At 71.0% G+C, this 14923-nt stretch carries 8 protein-coding genes and 1 pseudogene; 5 read left to right on the forward strand and 4 right to left on the reverse strand.

The features are described from left to right. Positions 1-464: 464 nt before the first annotated feature. The 5 genes from ACZ4D5_RS00115 (at position 465) to ACZ4D5_RS00135 (ending at position 9865) form a co-directional block, all read left to right on the forward strand. Positions 465-5411 carry an NAD-glutamate dehydrogenase gene (locus ACZ4D5_RS00115; RefSeq protein WP_467770045.1) on the forward strand — a complete coding sequence of 1649 codons (4947 nt, stop codon included), beginning with the start codon at positions 465-467 and terminating at the stop codon, positions 5409-5411. A gap of 507 nt (positions 5412-5918) precedes the next feature. Beyond that, positions 5919-7046, forward strand: coding sequence for a mannose-1-phosphate guanylyltransferase (gene manB, locus ACZ4D5_RS00120; protein ID WP_467770046.1), 1128 nt, complete (start codon positions 5919-5921; stop codon positions 7044-7046). An 86-nt stretch (positions 7047-7132) separates the two neighbouring features. Next, entirely contained in the window at positions 7133-7870 is a 738-nt protein-coding gene (locus ACZ4D5_RS00125) for a polyprenol monophosphomannose synthase (protein WP_467771451.1), read from the forward strand. Continuing rightward, positions 7867-8361, forward strand: coding sequence for a GtrA family protein (locus tag ACZ4D5_RS00130; RefSeq protein ID WP_467770047.1), 495 nt, complete (start codon positions 7867-7869; stop codon positions 8359-8361). The genes ACZ4D5_RS00125 and ACZ4D5_RS00130 overlap by 4 nt, the downstream gene beginning before the upstream one ends. Continuing rightward, the gene (locus tag ACZ4D5_RS00135; RefSeq protein ID WP_467770048.1) at positions 8345-9865 is read left to right on the forward strand and encodes a hypothetical protein; all 1521 of its coding nucleotides are present in this window, start codon (positions 8345-8347) and stop codon (positions 9863-9865) included. The genes ACZ4D5_RS00130 and ACZ4D5_RS00135 overlap by 17 nt, the downstream gene beginning before the upstream one ends. A 30-nt stretch (positions 9866-9895) precedes the next feature. Here ACZ4D5_RS00135 and ACZ4D5_RS00140 read toward each other — a convergent pair whose 3' ends face one another. The 4 genes and pseudogenes from ACZ4D5_RS00140 to ACZ4D5_RS00155 all read right to left on the reverse strand — a co-directional run bounded on the left by ACZ4D5_RS00140 (position 9896) and on the right by ACZ4D5_RS00155 (position 14923). Further along, entirely contained in the window at positions 9896-10675 is a 780-nt protein-coding gene (locus ACZ4D5_RS00140) for a GntR family transcriptional regulator (RefSeq protein ID WP_467770049.1), read from the reverse strand. After that, positions 10675-10920 (reverse strand): annotated as a pseudogene (locus ACZ4D5_RS00145) (UTRA domain-containing protein); the annotation flags it as partial. The gene ACZ4D5_RS00140 and the pseudogene ACZ4D5_RS00145, both read right to left, overlap by 1 nt. A gap of 119 nt (positions 10921-11039) precedes the next feature. Then, entirely contained in the window at positions 11040-12725 is a 1686-nt protein-coding gene (locus tag ACZ4D5_RS00150) for a glycosyltransferase family 2 protein (RefSeq protein WP_467770050.1), read from the reverse strand. Beyond that, the gene (locus ACZ4D5_RS00155) at positions 12722-14923 is read right to left on the reverse strand and encodes a CDP-glycerol glycerophosphotransferase family protein (RefSeq protein ID WP_467771452.1); all 2202 of its coding nucleotides are present in this window, start codon (positions 14921-14923) and stop codon (positions 12722-12724) included. The genes ACZ4D5_RS00150 and ACZ4D5_RS00155 overlap by 4 nt, the downstream gene beginning before the upstream one ends.

Here is a 14923-nt window from a genome sequence, read left to right on the forward strand (position 1 = left end):
CCCTCGGGTGGGTGCCGCCTTTGTCGGCCGGACCCTTGGGCCAACGTGCCTCTGCGCTGCCGCTTTGCCAAGAGGGCCGACCGGCGGGATGACTGTGCAGAGTGTCAAAGTTGGCCCCCTGCTTTTGTACACATACGGCTCATGACGGGTCCCCGGTGCGGAGCGATAGCCTTGTCCCGTGATCAGCGCGATATCCAGCGGGGGCATGGGCGCCCCCGTCCCGCGCCCGGGGACCACGGAGGACATCCGTGCCCGGGCGGCACTCGCTGACGCTTCTTCGCGGTGCGGTACACCGGGCCGAGCAAGTCACCGGTCAGCGAAACCGCTGAAAATGGCGGATAACCGCCCGCCCATCTCGCACCGCGGCATAACGTCGAATCCGGCCGGAGACCCCGCGTCGCGGCGTTACGTCACATCACTTCCTTCTACGTCACGCAACGGCGCGCGACAGGAGTCAGAGGATCATGCAGACCAAGCTGGACGAAGCCAAGGCCGAGCTGCTCATGCGGGCCGCGCGGGTAGCTGAGAACAGCCCGGTCGGGGGGCGCCTACCGAGCGGTGCACCGACCGGGACGACGAGCGAGGCGACGCCGGACCAGGACATGGCTCTCGCGTTCCTCCAGCGCTACTACCTGCACACGGCTCCCGAGGACCTGGCCGACCGCGACCCGGTCGACGTCTTCGGAGCGGCCTTCTCCCACTACCGGCTGGCCGAGAACCGACCGCAGGGAACGGCCAACGTGCGGGTGCACACCCCGACCGTCGAGGAGAACGGCTGGACCTGCAGCCACTCCGTCGTCGAGGTGGTCACCGACGACATGCCCTTCCTCGTCGACTCCGTCACCAACGAGCTGTCCCGGCAGGGGCGCGGCATCCACGTGGTGATCCACCCCCAGGTCGTCGTCCGCCGTGACGTGACCGGCAAGCTCCTGGAGGTGCTGAGCGGTGACGCCGGCGCCGAGCGGCCGCACGACGCGCTCGTCGAGTCGTGGATCCACGTCGAGATGGACCGCGAGACCGACCGCGCCGACCTGAAGCAGATCACCGCCGATCTGCTCCGGATCCTCAGCGACGTACGCGAGACCGTCGAGGACTGGGAGAAGATGCGCGACGCCGCGCTGCGCATCGCCGACGAGCTGCCCACCGAGCCCACCGCCGACGACCTGCGCGACCAGGAGGTCGAGGAGGCCCGCGAGCTGCTGCGCTGGCTCGCCGACAACCACTTCACCTTCCTGGGCTTCCGTGAGTACGACCTCATGGACGACGACTCCCTCACCGCCGTCCCCGGCACCGGCCTCGGCATCCTGCGCGCCGACCCGCAGCACGACGGCGACGACCACCACCCCGTCAGCCCGTCCTTCAACCGGCTGCCCGCCGACGCCCGCGCCAAGGCCCGCGAGCACAAGCTCCTCGTGCTGACCAAGGCCAACAGCCGGGCCACCGTCCACCGGCCGTCCTACCTCGACTACGTCGGGGTGAAGAAGTTCGACGCCGAGGGCAACGTCATCGGTGAGCGGCGCTTCCTCGGGCTCTTCTCGTCCGCCGCGTACACCGAGTCGGTGCGGCGCGTGCCCGTCATCCGGCGCAAGGTCGCCGAGGTGCTCAAGGGCGCCGGGTTCTCCGCCAACAGCCACGACGGGCGCGACCTGCTCCAGATCCTGGAGACGTACCCGCGCGACGAGCTCTTCCAGACGCCCGCCGACGAGCTGCGGTCCATCGTGACGTCCGTCCTCTACCTGCAGGAGCGGCGCCGGCTCCGGCTCTACCTGCGCAAGGACGAGTACGGGCGCTACTACTCCGCCCTCGTCTACCTGCCGCGCGACCGCTACACCACCGGCGTCCGGCTGCGGATCATCGACATCCTCAAGGAGGAGCTGAACGGCGCGAGCGTCGACTTCACCGCCTGGAACACGGAGTCGATCCTCTCCCGTATCCACTTCGTGGTGCGGGTGCCCAAGGGCGCCGAGGTCCCCGACCTCTCGGACGCCGACATCGAGCGCATCGAGGGACGGCTCGTCGAGGCCGCCCGCTCCTGGGCCGACGGCTTCGCCGAGGCGCTGACCGCCGAGTGCGGCGAGGAGCGCGCCGCCGAGCTCCTGCGCCGGTACGCGGGCGCCTTCCCCGAGGGGTACAAGGCCGACCACACGCCGCGCGCCGCCGTCGCCGACCTCCAGCACCTGGAGCAACTCACCCAGGGGCACAAGGACTTCGCCCTCTCCCTGTACGAGCCGGTGGGCGCCGCCCCCGGTGAGCGCCGCTTCAAGATCTACCGCACCGGCGCGCAGGTCTCGCTCTCCGCCGTGCTGCCCGTCCTGCAGCGGCTCGGCGTCGAGGTCACCGACGAGCGCCCCTACGAGCTGCGCTGCACGGACCGTACCCACGCGTGGATCTACGACTTCGGGCTGCGCATGCCCAAGTCCCCGAACGGCAACGGCGACTACCTCGGCGACGACGGCCGCGAGCGCTTCCAGGAAGCCTTCGCCGCCGCCTGGACCGGTGCCGCCGAGGTCGACGGGTTCAACTCGCTGGTGCTGCGCGCCGGGCTCAACTGGCGTCAGGCGATGGTGCTTCGGGCCTACGCCAAGTACCTGCGCCAGGCCGGTTCGACGTTCAGCCAGGACTACATGGAGGACACCCTCCGCAACAACGTCCACACCACCCGGCTGCTCGTCTCGCTCTTCGAGGCACGGATGTCGCCGGAGCGCCAGCGCGCCGGGACCGAGCTGATCGACGGGCTCCTCGAGGAGCTGGACGGCGCCCTCGACCAGGTGGCGTCGCTGGACGAGGACCGGATCCTGCGGTCCTTCCTCACCGTCATCAAGGCGACGCTGCGGACCAACTTCTTCCAGGAGGCGGAGGGCGGCAAGCCGCACAACTACGTCTCCATGAAGTTCGATCCGCAGGCCATCCCCGACCTGCCCGCGCCCCGTCCCGCGTACGAGATCTGGGTGTACTCGCCCCGCGTCGAGGGCGTGCACCTGCGCTTCGGCAAGGTCGCGCGCGGCGGTCTGCGCTGGTCGGACCGGAAGGAGGACTTCCGTACGGAGATCCTCGGTCTGGTCAAGGCGCAGATGGTGAAGAACACCGTCATCGTGCCCGTCGGCGCCAAGGGCGGCTTCGTCGCCAAGCAGCTGCCCGACCCGTCGGTGGACCGCGACGCGTGGCTGGCGGAGGGCGTCGCCTGCTACAAGACCTTTATCTCCGCACTGCTCGACATCACCGACAACCTGGTGGCGGGCGAGGTCGTGCCGCCGGCCGACGTCGTGCGCCACGACGAGGACGACACCTACCTCGTCGTCGCCGCCGACAAGGGCACCGCGACCTTCTCGGACATCGCCAACAAGGTCGCCGAGGACTACAACTTCTGGCTCGGCGACGCCTTCGCCTCCGGTGGCTCGGCCGGTTACGACCACAAGGGCATGGGCATCACCGCCCGCGGCGCCTGGGAGTCCGTCAAGCGGCACTTCCGGGAGCTGGGCACCGACACCCAGTCCGAGGACTTCACGGTCGTCGGCGTGGGCGACATGTCCGGTGACGTGTTCGGCAACGGCATGCTGCTCTCCGAGCACATCCGCCTGGTCGCCGCCTTCGACCACCGGCACATCTTCATCGACCCGAACCCGGACGCCGCCACCTCGTACGCCGAGCGCCGCCGCCTGTTCGAGCTGCCGCGCTCCTCCTGGGCCGACTACAACAAGGACCTGCTGTCCGCGGGCGGCGGGATCTTCCCCCGCTCCGCCAAGGCGATCCAGCTCAACGCCCACATCCGCGAGGCCCTCGGCATCGAGACCGGCGTCGCCAAGATGACCCCGGCCGACCTGATGAAGGCCATCCTGCAGTCGCCCGTCGACCTGCTGTGGAACGGCGGCATCGGTACGTACGTCAAGTCGTCGGCCGAGTCGAACGCGGACGTCGGCGACAAGGCCAACGACGCGATCCGCGTGGACGGCCAGGAGCTGCGCGTCAAGGTCGTCGGCGAGGGCGGCAACCTCGGTCTGACCCAGCTGGGCCGCATCGAGTTCGCGCGCGCCGGCGGCCGCATCAACACCGACGCCATCGACAACAGCGCGGGCGTGGACACCTCCGACCACGAGGTGAACATCAAGATCCTGCTCAACGCGGTCGTCGCCAACGGCGACATGACGGTCAAGCAGCGCAACAAGCTGCTCGCCGAAATGACCGACGAGGTCGGCCACTTGGTGCTGCGCAACAACTACGCGCAGAACACCGCCCTCGCCAACGCCGTCGCCCAGTCGGGTTCCCTGCTCCACGCCCACCAGCGCTTCATGCGCAGGCTCGGCAAGCAGGGCCACCTCGACCGGGGCCTGGAGTTCCTGCCGAACGACCGGCAGATCCGCGAGCTGCTCAACTCCGGGCGCGGTCTGTCGCAGCCCGAGCTCGCCGTCCTCCTCGCGTACACGAAGATCACGGCCGCGGACGAGCTGATCCAGACGACGCTGCCCGACGACCCGTACCTGCAGCGGCTGTTGCACGCGTACTTCCCCAAGGCGCTGCGCGAGAGGTTCCCCGAGCAGGTCGACGGGCACGCGCTGCGCCGCGAGATCGTCACGACCGTCCTCGTCAACGACACGGTGAACAGCGGCGGTTCGACCTTCCTGCACCGGCTGCGGGAGGAGACCGGCGCCTCGCTGGAGGAGATCGTGCGGGCGCAGATGGCCGCGCGGGAGATCTTCGGCCTGAGCGAGGTGTGGGACGAGGTCGAGGCGCTCGACAATGTCGTCGCCGCCGACGTCCAGACCCGGATCCGGCTCCACTCGCGCCGTCTGGTGGAGCGCGGCTCGCGCTGGCTGCTCAACAACCGGCCGCAGCCGCTGCAGCTCGCCGAGACCATCGCCTTCTTCAGCAAGGGCGTCGCCGAGGTCTGGGACGAGCTGCCGCAGCTGCTGCGCGGCTCGGACCTGGAGTGGTACGAGGGCATCCGCGACGAGCTGACCGCGGCGGGTGTGCCCGAGGACCTCGCGCGCCGCGTCGCCGGGTTCTCGTCCGCCTTCCCGGCGCTCGACATCGTCGCGGTCGCCGACCGGATGGGCAAGGAGCCGATGGCCGTCGCCGAGGTGTACTACGACCTCGCCGACCGGCTCCGCATCACCCAGCTCATGGACCGCATCATCGAGCTGCCGCGGGCCGACCGCTGGCAGTCCATGGCGCGCGCCTCGATCCGCGAGGACCTGTACGCGGCGCACGCCGCGCTCACCGCGGACATCCTCGCCGTCGGCAACGGCGCGTCCACGCCGGAGCAGCGGTTCAAGGCGTGGGAGGAGAAGAACGCGCCGATCCTGAGCCGGGCGCGGACGACGCTGGAGGAGATCCAGAGCTCGGACGCGTTCGACCTGGCGAACCTGTCCGTGGCGATGCGGACGATGCGGACGCTGCTGCGTACGCATTCATAGGCGCGTGGGGCCGCGTCGCGTTGGGTCGCGTCGCGTCGTACGTGAACGGGGGCGCCCCGAGCCGGACGGCTCGGGGCGCCCCCGTTCGTTCCGCCGGTCCTAGCTGATCTTCCAGAGGCGGTCGCCGCTGTTGATCGGCTTGCGCTCGCGGAAGGCGGCGATGTCGTGGGGTGCCGGGTGTACTCGTCGCGGAGCAGCTTCAGGGGGACGGGCTGGCCGCCCCGGGCGAGGAGGCGGTAGCCGGAGACCTCCCGCGGATCGTCGTCCCGCAGCGGCTTGAGTACCGCGCCCGCCGGGTGTCGCCCCCTCCGCGTCCGTGACGTGTCGAGGCGGAGCGTATCGCGGGGTGATTGGTTGCCTCTGTGGCGCGGAATGGGTGATGAGATTCGCCATATCACGTCAATTCGGGCATTTGGTCTAAGGTGGGTGAGATTGTCTGACGGAGGTACGAGATCCGTGGCGCGCAGCCACGCGATCCGAAACGCAGGAAAGGTCGCGGGTAAGGCGATGACGGAAGCCGTTCTGCTGGTCGGCGGCCAGGGCACCCGGCTGCGGCCGGTCACGGTGCACACGCCGAAGCCGATGGTCCCCGCGGCCGGGGTGCCCTTCCTCGCGCACCAGCTCGCGCGCCTGGCGGCCGCCGGTGTCGACCACGTCGTCATGGCCACCTGCTATCTCGCCGAGGTCTTCGAACCGCACTTCGGCGACGGATCGGCGTACGGCCTTGAACTGGAGTACGTCGTCGAGGACCGGCCCCTCGGCACCGGCGGCGCCATCCGCCATGCCGCGCGGCGGCTGCGGAGCGGCGCCGACGAACCCGTACTCGTCTTCAACGGCGACATCCTCAGCGGCCTCGACATCCGCGGCCTGGTCGACACGCACGTGGACCGTGGCGCCGACGTCACCCTCCACCTCGCCCGCGTCGACGACCCCCGCGCCTTCGGGCTCGTGCCGACCGACGCCGACGGGCGTGTGCTGGCCTTCACGGAGAAGCCGCAGACCCCCGAGGAGATCGTCACCGACCAGATCAACGCGGGCGCGTACGTCTTCAGGCGGTCCGTCATCGACGCCATCCCCGAGGGGCGCGTCGTCTCCGTGGAGCGGGAGACCTTCCCCGAGCTGCTCGCCGTCGGCGCGTATCTGCACGGGCAGGTCGAGAACACCTACTGGCTGGACCTCGGCCGCCCCGAGGCCCTCGTCCGGGCGTCGGCCGATCTCGTACGCGGCGTCATCTCCTCGCCCGCGCTGCCGGGGGAGCGGGGCGAGGCGCTCGTCCTGCCCGGTGCCGAGGTCGCGGCGGACGCCAGCCTCGCCGCCGGGACCGTCGTGGGCGCCGGTGCCCGCATCGGCGCGGGGGCCGTCGTGCACGGCTCGGTCGTGCTCGACGGGGCGGACGTCGGTGCCGGCACCGACATCAGGGAGAGCCTGGTCGGCGCGGGTGCCCGCATCGGCCGCCGCACCGTCCTGCACGGCGCGGTCGTGGGGGACGGCGCACAGGTGGGGGCCGACAACGAACTGCGGACCGGGGCGCGGGTGTGGTGCGAGGCGGTGCTGCCCGACGCGGCGCTGCGGTTCTCGCCCGACGTACCCGACGTACCCACCGGTCCCCGTACCACCGAAGGACAAGAGCTGTGACCGTGAACCTTCCCCAGAGCGACCTCTCCGAAGAGCTTGCCGCCCGGCTGCCCGAGGCGTGGGCCGCGACCCCGCTGACCGTCGTCATGCCGACGTACAACGAAGCGGGGAACCTGCCCGGCATGGCCGAGGCCCTGATGGCGCTGCCGCTGCCAGGACTGCGGCTCCTCGTCGTCGACGACTCGAGCCCGGACGGCACGGGGCAGATCGCCGAGCGCTTCGCCGAGCGGTACGGCAGCGCCCGCATGAGCGTCCTGCACCGCACCGAGAAGGACGGCCTCGGCCGGGCCTACGCGGCGGGCATGGCGCACGCCGTCGCCGAGGGCGCGCACTACGTCCTGCAGATGGACGCCGACGGCAGCCACCCCGTCGAGAAGGTCGCCGAGCTGCTAGGCGTCGCCCTCGCCACGGACGCGGGCGTCGTCATCGGCAGCCGGTACGTCCAGGGCGGCACCCTCTCCGACGCGTGGGGCGCGCACCGCAAGCTGCTCTCGCGCTGGGCCAACGCGTACGCGGGGAGCATCCTCGGCACCCGTGTCCGCGACATCACCGGCGGCTTCAACCTGTGGCGCGCCGACGCCCTGCGCGCCATCGACCTCGCCTCCGTGGACAGCGCGGGATACAGCTTCCAGGTCGAGATGAAGTACCGCGCGCTGCGCCGGGGCTTCGGCGTCATGGAGGTGCCGATCCACTTCGAGGACCGCACGGTCGGCGAGTCGAAGATGAACCTGATGGTGCAGCTGGAGTCCGTCGTCATGCCGTGGAAGCTGCGGCTCGACGCGAGGGCGCGGGGGCGTGCGCGTGGTGCGGGGGAGCGGGGATGAGTACGCCCACCCTGCACGAGGCGCCGGCGGTCGTGCCGCCCGCGCCCGCCGTGCCCGCGCCCCGGTTCGGCCTCGCGCGGCTGCGCAGGCTGTTCCTTGAGCTCGTGAAGTTCGGCCTGGTCGGCGGCAGCGGCGTGGCCGTGAACCTCGTCGTCTTCAACCTCCTTCTGCACGGCATGAGTTCGGGCCCGATGACGGCGACGGTCGTCGCGAGCTGTGTCGCCATGGGGACGAATTACCTGGGCTTCCGCTTCTTCGCCTACCGGGACCGCGCCTCGCGCACCAAGCGGCAGATCGCCCTCTTCTTCGTCTTCAGCGGTATCGGCGTGGCGATGGAGAGCATCCTGTTCTACGCGGCGTACCACGGCGCGGGCATGAGCGGGCCGCTCGGCTCGAACATCGCCAAGGCCCTGTCGATCGTCCTGGCCTCGGCGTTCCGCTTCCTGGTGTACCGGACGTGGGTCTTCCAGCACGATGCGCGTCGCAAGTAACGCGGTCATACGGCCCCTCGCCCGGGCCGGGGCCCTGCTCGCCCTCGTCCTGCTCCTCCTCGTGATCGTCCGCCTGCCGTGGGCGGGCGACCTCGGCATCCACGCGGCGACGATCGAACGCCTGCGGCACGACCTCGTCGACCCGGGCAACCCTCTGGTCGACGCCGACACGCCCAGCCCGTACTACTCGCCCTGGATGGTGCTGCTCGGCGCCCTGGCGAAGGTGACGGGGCTCGGGACGTTCGTGGTGCTGAGGGTGGCCGCGCTGGTGGGACTCTCGCTGTTGGCCACGGGCGTATGGCACTTCGTGCGTACCTTCGTCCGTACGCCCGGCGCGCGCCGGGCCGCGCCGCCGCCGGCCCTGCTCTGCCTGCTCCTCCTCTGGGGCCCGCAGCTCTTCAACTGGAGCGGCTTCCTCGGCCTCAACTCCCTTGCCCTGACGATCTCCTACCCCAGTACCTTCGCGCTCGGCCTGTCCTTCCACTTCTGGGCGCTGGTGAGGAAGGCGGTGCGGAGGCGGAGCGAGGACGGTGGGGGCGGCGCGGGGTGGCCGGTCTTCCTCGGCCTCGGGGCGCTCTGGTCGGTCATCCTCCTGAGCCATCAGTTCACGGGCGTGGTGGCGTCGTTCGGGGCGCTGGCGATGGTGGCGGGCGCACGGCCATGGCCGTCGCGGGCGGTGCTCCTGCGGTTGGGCGGAGCCCTGGCCCTTGGCCTCGCCGTCCTCGTCTCGTGGCCGTATTACTCCTTCTTCGGCCTCTTCGGGGTGGGCGACCTGGAGGAGATCCACCGCTCGCTGTACCGGCATCTGCTGCCGCACTTCGGCTTCGCGCTGGTCGGGGTCCTGGCGCTGGCGCTCCGCTGGCGCAGGGACCGCCGTGACCCCCTGGTCCTCTTCTTCCTGCTCGGCGCGGCGATGTTCGCGGCGGGCGGCCTGACCGGTCACTACTCGTGGGGGAGGGTGCTGCCTGCGGCGCTGATCCCGGCGCAGCTTGCGGCGGCGCTGGAGCTCTTCGAGGCGGGTACCTCGCGCGTGCTGCGCCGTGCATTCGCCGGGCTGCTCGGGGCGGCCTTGCTTCTCGGCGCATGGACCCAGGCGGGCACACTCGGCTACGTGATTCCGCGCGACGCCCTGCCGTCGCCGGTCGCCGCGAAGTACAAGGCGCCGTGGCCGGGTTACGACTGGCTGGCGCCGCGGGTGAAGTACGGCGACGTAGTTATGGCGAAGACCTTCCCGGCCCGCCAGATCCCCGCCTACGGCCCCTACACGGTCGCCCCCGGATACCCGGACTTCTTCCTGCCGGATCAGGAAGAGCGGTTGGAGGCGACTCGCGCCTACTTCGCCATGGGAACGTCCCGTACGGAACGGCTGGACATTCTGCGTCGGTACGGGGTGCGGTGGATCGTGGGGTATCCGAGGGACGGTGGCCTGCGTGCGGGCGACCCGGCGTTGCGGAAGGTGGAGACGGGTCCGAAGGGGCAGGTGCTGTACGAGGTGGTGGGCTGAGCGGGGCCTTGACCGGCCCCGGGCCCGCCCTTACTCCGGTGTGAACTCGTACTGCAGCTCGTAGAGATGGCCTGCTTTGACCATGACAGTGGCTTCGATCGGCCGGTCGCCGTCGCTGTAGACGACGCGGAGAGTGCGGAGCACGGGCAGGTCGCTGGGGAGGTTCAAGGCCTGGAACTGCTCTTGGGTGGGGACTCTCGCCGACACGCGGTCCACGCTCAGCCGGGGCGGGAAGCCTCGCTCGGCGAGGAGGGCCGGGGTGCCGCCCTTGATCTTCCGTTTGCTTGTGATGGCGGTGCCTCGAGCGATCCCCAAGGGGTAGTAGGACATGACCAGTTCCACCGGCTCGCCGTCGATGGAGAGGAGCTGGCGCCGGAGCAGGGCGGTCTTGCTCGCGGTGAGGTTCAGGGCGGCAGCGACGTCGGCGGGTGGCCGCGCCTCGGTCACTTCCAGCAGCGTGCTGTGCGCCCGCGTGCCGTGCTTCGTGGCCTCGGTGAGCCAGCGGTAGGGCTCTCCTGGCAGGGCCGGAGCCATGTACGAGGCAGGGCGCATGGTCCGCTGGCGGTGTTCGCGCACGGTGACCGCCGCCCCGGCCCGCCCTACGACGAGCCGCTCGTCCTTGAGTAGTTGGAGTGCCTTCTGGATGGTGGCGTTGGAGGCCTCGAACCGCTCCTTCAGCTGGTTCGTGGAAGGCAGCTTCGCGCCCGGGGCGAGGTCGCCGCTCATGATCTCGTCACGGATGTCGGCGGCGATCCGCTCGTGGAGGGAGCGCCGGTCTGTCGTGCCGTCGTCGGTCTGGGGCACAGCCATCAGATCCTGATCTCGTAGCGCAGCTGCTGCCGGTGTGCGGGCATGACCATCATGTCGACCTGGATCGGCTTGTCCTCACCGTCCAGCGTCACCCTGTTCAGCCGGAGAACCGGCTCGTCGTGCCCCAGGCGCAAGGCTTCCCGCTCATCGGTGTCGGGCATGCGGGCGGTGACGTCCTCACGGACGCGTACGCCGATGTGACCGAGCGCGGCGAGGAGCGTCACGGCTCCGCCGCGGATCTTGCCCGTGGCGGGCGGTGCCGGGCGTGTGGCGGCTGGGCCGGGTGGGCGGGGGTGGTGGGTGGGTCCGCGGGGTGCTCGGGGAGCTCAGGGCGGCCACCCTGGGAGGTGGCCGCCCCGTCGGTTCAGCGGGTCAGGCTTGATGCCAGGCGGGCCGCCTTGCGGAGCTTCGGGCCCGCCTTTGCTCCTGCCTTGCGGGCCAGGGGGCGTATGACCTTCGACGTCATGCCCACCGGGGTCCAGCGGAGTTGGAGGCGGCCCGAGGCCCGGCCCTCCGGTTCCACCGTGACCTCGTGCGGGAGTGCGCCGCCCCGGTAGTCCACCCTCGCCGTCAGGGCGGGGAAGGACAGGGGGGCCAGGAGCAGGGACGTGTTGCGGAGGGTGCCCTGGGTGAGTTGCAGGACCGGGTGGCGGGCGCCCTCGAAGCCGTTCAGGGGGAGCGGGGCCGCCGTCAGGTCCAGGCGGGCGCTGCCCTCGAAGACACCGGGGCGCACCGGGTCCAGGCGGAACGGGACCTTCATCCGGCGTCGGCCCGGGGCGAGCAGGAGCGTCGCCACCTGGGGGCCCACCGGCAGGCGCAGGCCCGGGTCGTACGTGCGGATCGTGAGGTCCACCGACGCCCCCGGGCCCCGCTCCACCCGTGTGATCTCGTGGCGGAACTGCGCGCTCGGGAAGGGGCGGGAGTCCAACCCCTGGTCCGTCAGGTCGAGTTCCGTGCGGGACGAGACCGTTTCCGGGACCTGTGCGCCCCAGTACACGTGGCCGGAGGAGTCCACCGACGTCTCGCGCGGCGCCACCCCGTGGCCGAGCCCCCGCGCCGCCAGCTGCGCCTCGGCCAGGCGGTTGTCGCGGACCAGTTGGAGGACCACGCGCTCGGCGCGGGGCAGGCGGGCGTACGCGCCGGGGGCCAGCTTCGCCAGGTACGGGTTCACGATGTCCGCGAAGCCCGACAGCCACTCCTCGTCACGGAAGGGGAGGTCGCCCGCGTACATGCGGAAGTCGTGCTTGAGGAACTTGTAGTCCTTGGCCTCCCGGACGTCCGCGTGGCCGCTCGACTCCAGGAACTCGTCGATCAGGCCCTGGACGTGGATGCGGTCGCGGACGTTCGTCAGCTTGTGGCGCTGGTTGGAGATCGACGCCGATTCGGCCGCCTCGTAGGGGGCGATGTACCAGCGGTAGACCGGATCCGGGATCACCGTGAACGACTTCGCCAGGCAGTACGCCTGCGCCGAGAACAGCTGGTCCTCGTAGTGGATGCCCTCCGGGAAGCGGAGGTCGTTCCTGTCCAGGAACTCGCGGCGGTACATCTTGCTCGTCGAGAGGTGCTCGAAGAACAGGGCCGGTTCCGAGGCGATGCCCTCCACCGTGCGGCGCTCCGCCACCAGGTGCGGCATCCACGTCGAGGTGCGGCCCGTGTCGACCCGGACGCGTTCCACCGCGCCCATCGCGAAGTCCACCTCCCGGTCGCGGTGCGCCGCGAGCAGCAACTCCACCGCCCGCTCCGGGAGTTCGTCGTCGCTGTCCAGGAACATCAGGAACGGGGCCCGCGCGATGTCGAGCGCACGGTTGCGCGGCGCGCTGCAGCCACCGCTGTTCTCCGGCAGGCGCAGGTACGAGACGCGCTCGTCCTCCGCCGCCAAACGCCGCGCGACCTCAGGCGTGTTGTCCGTCGAGTGGTCGTCGCTGATGATGATCTCGATGTTCGCGTGCGTCTGCCGACGCAGCGACGCCACCGCGCGCGGAAGGCGCTCCGCGTCGTTGTAGACGATCACCGTGACGGTGACGTCGGGCGTGGTCGCCGTCTGAGTCATCGGGTCGCCTCCTCGGGCGTCGGGGCCGGCGTGCGCTCGTCGACCGGGGTCACGGGCGGCAGTGACTCCTCGCTCTCGCCGAGGAAGACACGGCGCACGACCCGCTCGGCGGCGCGCCCGTCGTCGTACTCGCAGAAGCGGTGGCGGAACACCTTGCGCGCCTTGGCCGACTCCTCGTCGCGCCACGCGCCCGAGGTGAAGATCTCCGTCAACTCCTCCTGTGTACGCGCCACATGGCCCGGCGCGTGCTCCATCAGGTCGAAGTAGACGCCGCGCGTCTTCGCGTACGTCTCCCAGTCGTCGGCGTAGATGACGATCGGCCGGTCGAGGTTGGCGTAGTCGAACATGATCGACGAGTAGTCCGTGATCATCGCGTCCGCCGCGAGCGACAGATCCTCCACGGGGTCGTACGACGAGACGTCGATGACGCGGCCGCTCTTGCGCAGGCCGGCCAGCGGCGAGGCCGCACCGCCGTAGAAGTAGTGGCCGCGCACGAGCAGTACCGTGTCCTCGCCGAGGCGCTCGGCGAGCGTCGCGAGGTCCAGGCGCGGGGTCCAGGCCGCCTCGTAGTCGCGGTGGGTGGGCGCGTACAGGATCGCCCGCTTGCCCGGCGCGATGCCGAGCCGCTCGCGGATCGCCCGGATGTCGGCCGCCGTCGCGCCGTAGAAGACGTCGTTGCGCGGATAGCCGTAGTCGAGGGACTCGTAGTGCGAGGGGTAGGCCCGCTCCCACATCTCCGTGGAGTGGCCGTTCGCCGAGACGCTGTAGTCCCAACGGTCCACGCGCGCGAGCAGGCTGTGGAAGTTCAGGCCCTTGGCGGCGGCCGGGTAGTCCAGCTGGTCCAGGCCCATGCGCTTGAGCGGCGTGCCGTGGTGCGTCTGGAGGTGGACCGCGTCCGGGCGCTTGACGATCGCGTTCGGGAAGTTGGCGTTGTTCACCAGGTACTTGGCGCGCGCCATGACCTCCCAGTAGCGGCGTGTGCCGGGCACCACGTGGTCGGTGCCGGGCGGCAGCAGCGGCACGTTCGCCGCCGCGACGACCCACACCGGGTGGATGTGCGGGGCGAGTTCGCCGAGCTTCGCCGCGATGGCCGCAGGGTTGCAGGCCACGCCCCGGTCCCAGTAGGCCGTGAAGACCGCGAGGTTCGGGTCGACGGGCCGCTCCAGGGCCCTGCGGTAGCGCAGGTCGCGGACCTTCACGCCCACCTTGTGCTTGCGCGAGACGACGGCCGACCTGAGCTTGCGCCGCTGCTGGTTCGCCGTCTGGAACGTGCGGTATTTGGTGTACGCGTCCTCTTCGAGGATGCGGCGCCGCATGCCCTCCAGGCCACCGGGGTGCTGGTGCCCCCCGGGCTTCCAGGCGACGGCGGCCTTGGACGCGCGGTGGAAGAACTCCTTGCGCACCGCGTCGGGCAGCTTCTCGCGGGCGACGACGCGCAGGCAGTCGCCGACCATCACGTCGTAGAGCGCGGCGCGGGGCGCCGTCGGCAGACCGAGGCCGGTGGCGAGGCGCAGCAGCGACTCGTAGCGCTCGATGACGCCGTACCGCTCCTCGGGCGCGCCCTTGGGCAGGCTCTCCGCGCGCAACTCCCGTACGTTCAGGGCCACTTGGTCGAGCGTCGCGATCCGCTCGGCGACGAGCAGCGCGGCGTACGCGGCGAACGTCTCGTCGTCCACGGCCAGTTCGGCGCGGCGCGCGCGCCAGAAGTCGGCGCGCAGCACGCGGGTGCCGAGCAGCGGCGTGACCTTCATCAGGCCGGGGCAGTCCGCGGGCGGCAGGTCGCGGCGGCCCTGCTTGGCCAGGTGCTTCCCGTCCGGGCTCGGCATGCCCTGGTGCCGCCACGTCGAGCGGACGTGGTCCACGACGAGGACGTCCACCCCGTCCGGCAGTTCGGCGACGCGGTCCGCGACGGCGCGCGGAGCCCCCGTGGGCACGCCGTCCTTGCTGTGCACGAAGTGCAGCCACCGGCCGCCCGCGCGCTCGGCGCCCGCGGCCCGTGCCGCGCCGTCGCCCGTGCCCTCGGGCAGCGGGACGACGGTGACGCCGGCCTTGTCCGCGGCGGCGGCCTGCGCGGAGGCGCCCACCGCCGCGACGATCACCTCGACGCCGGGCGAGGACTGCGCGGTGAGCTCGTCCAGGCAGGCGCCGAGGTGGCCCTGGACGTTGCGGCCGTACACGACGACGCTCAGCTCGGGCAT

Source organism: Streptomyces sp. NPDC025651, assembly GCF_055558735.1.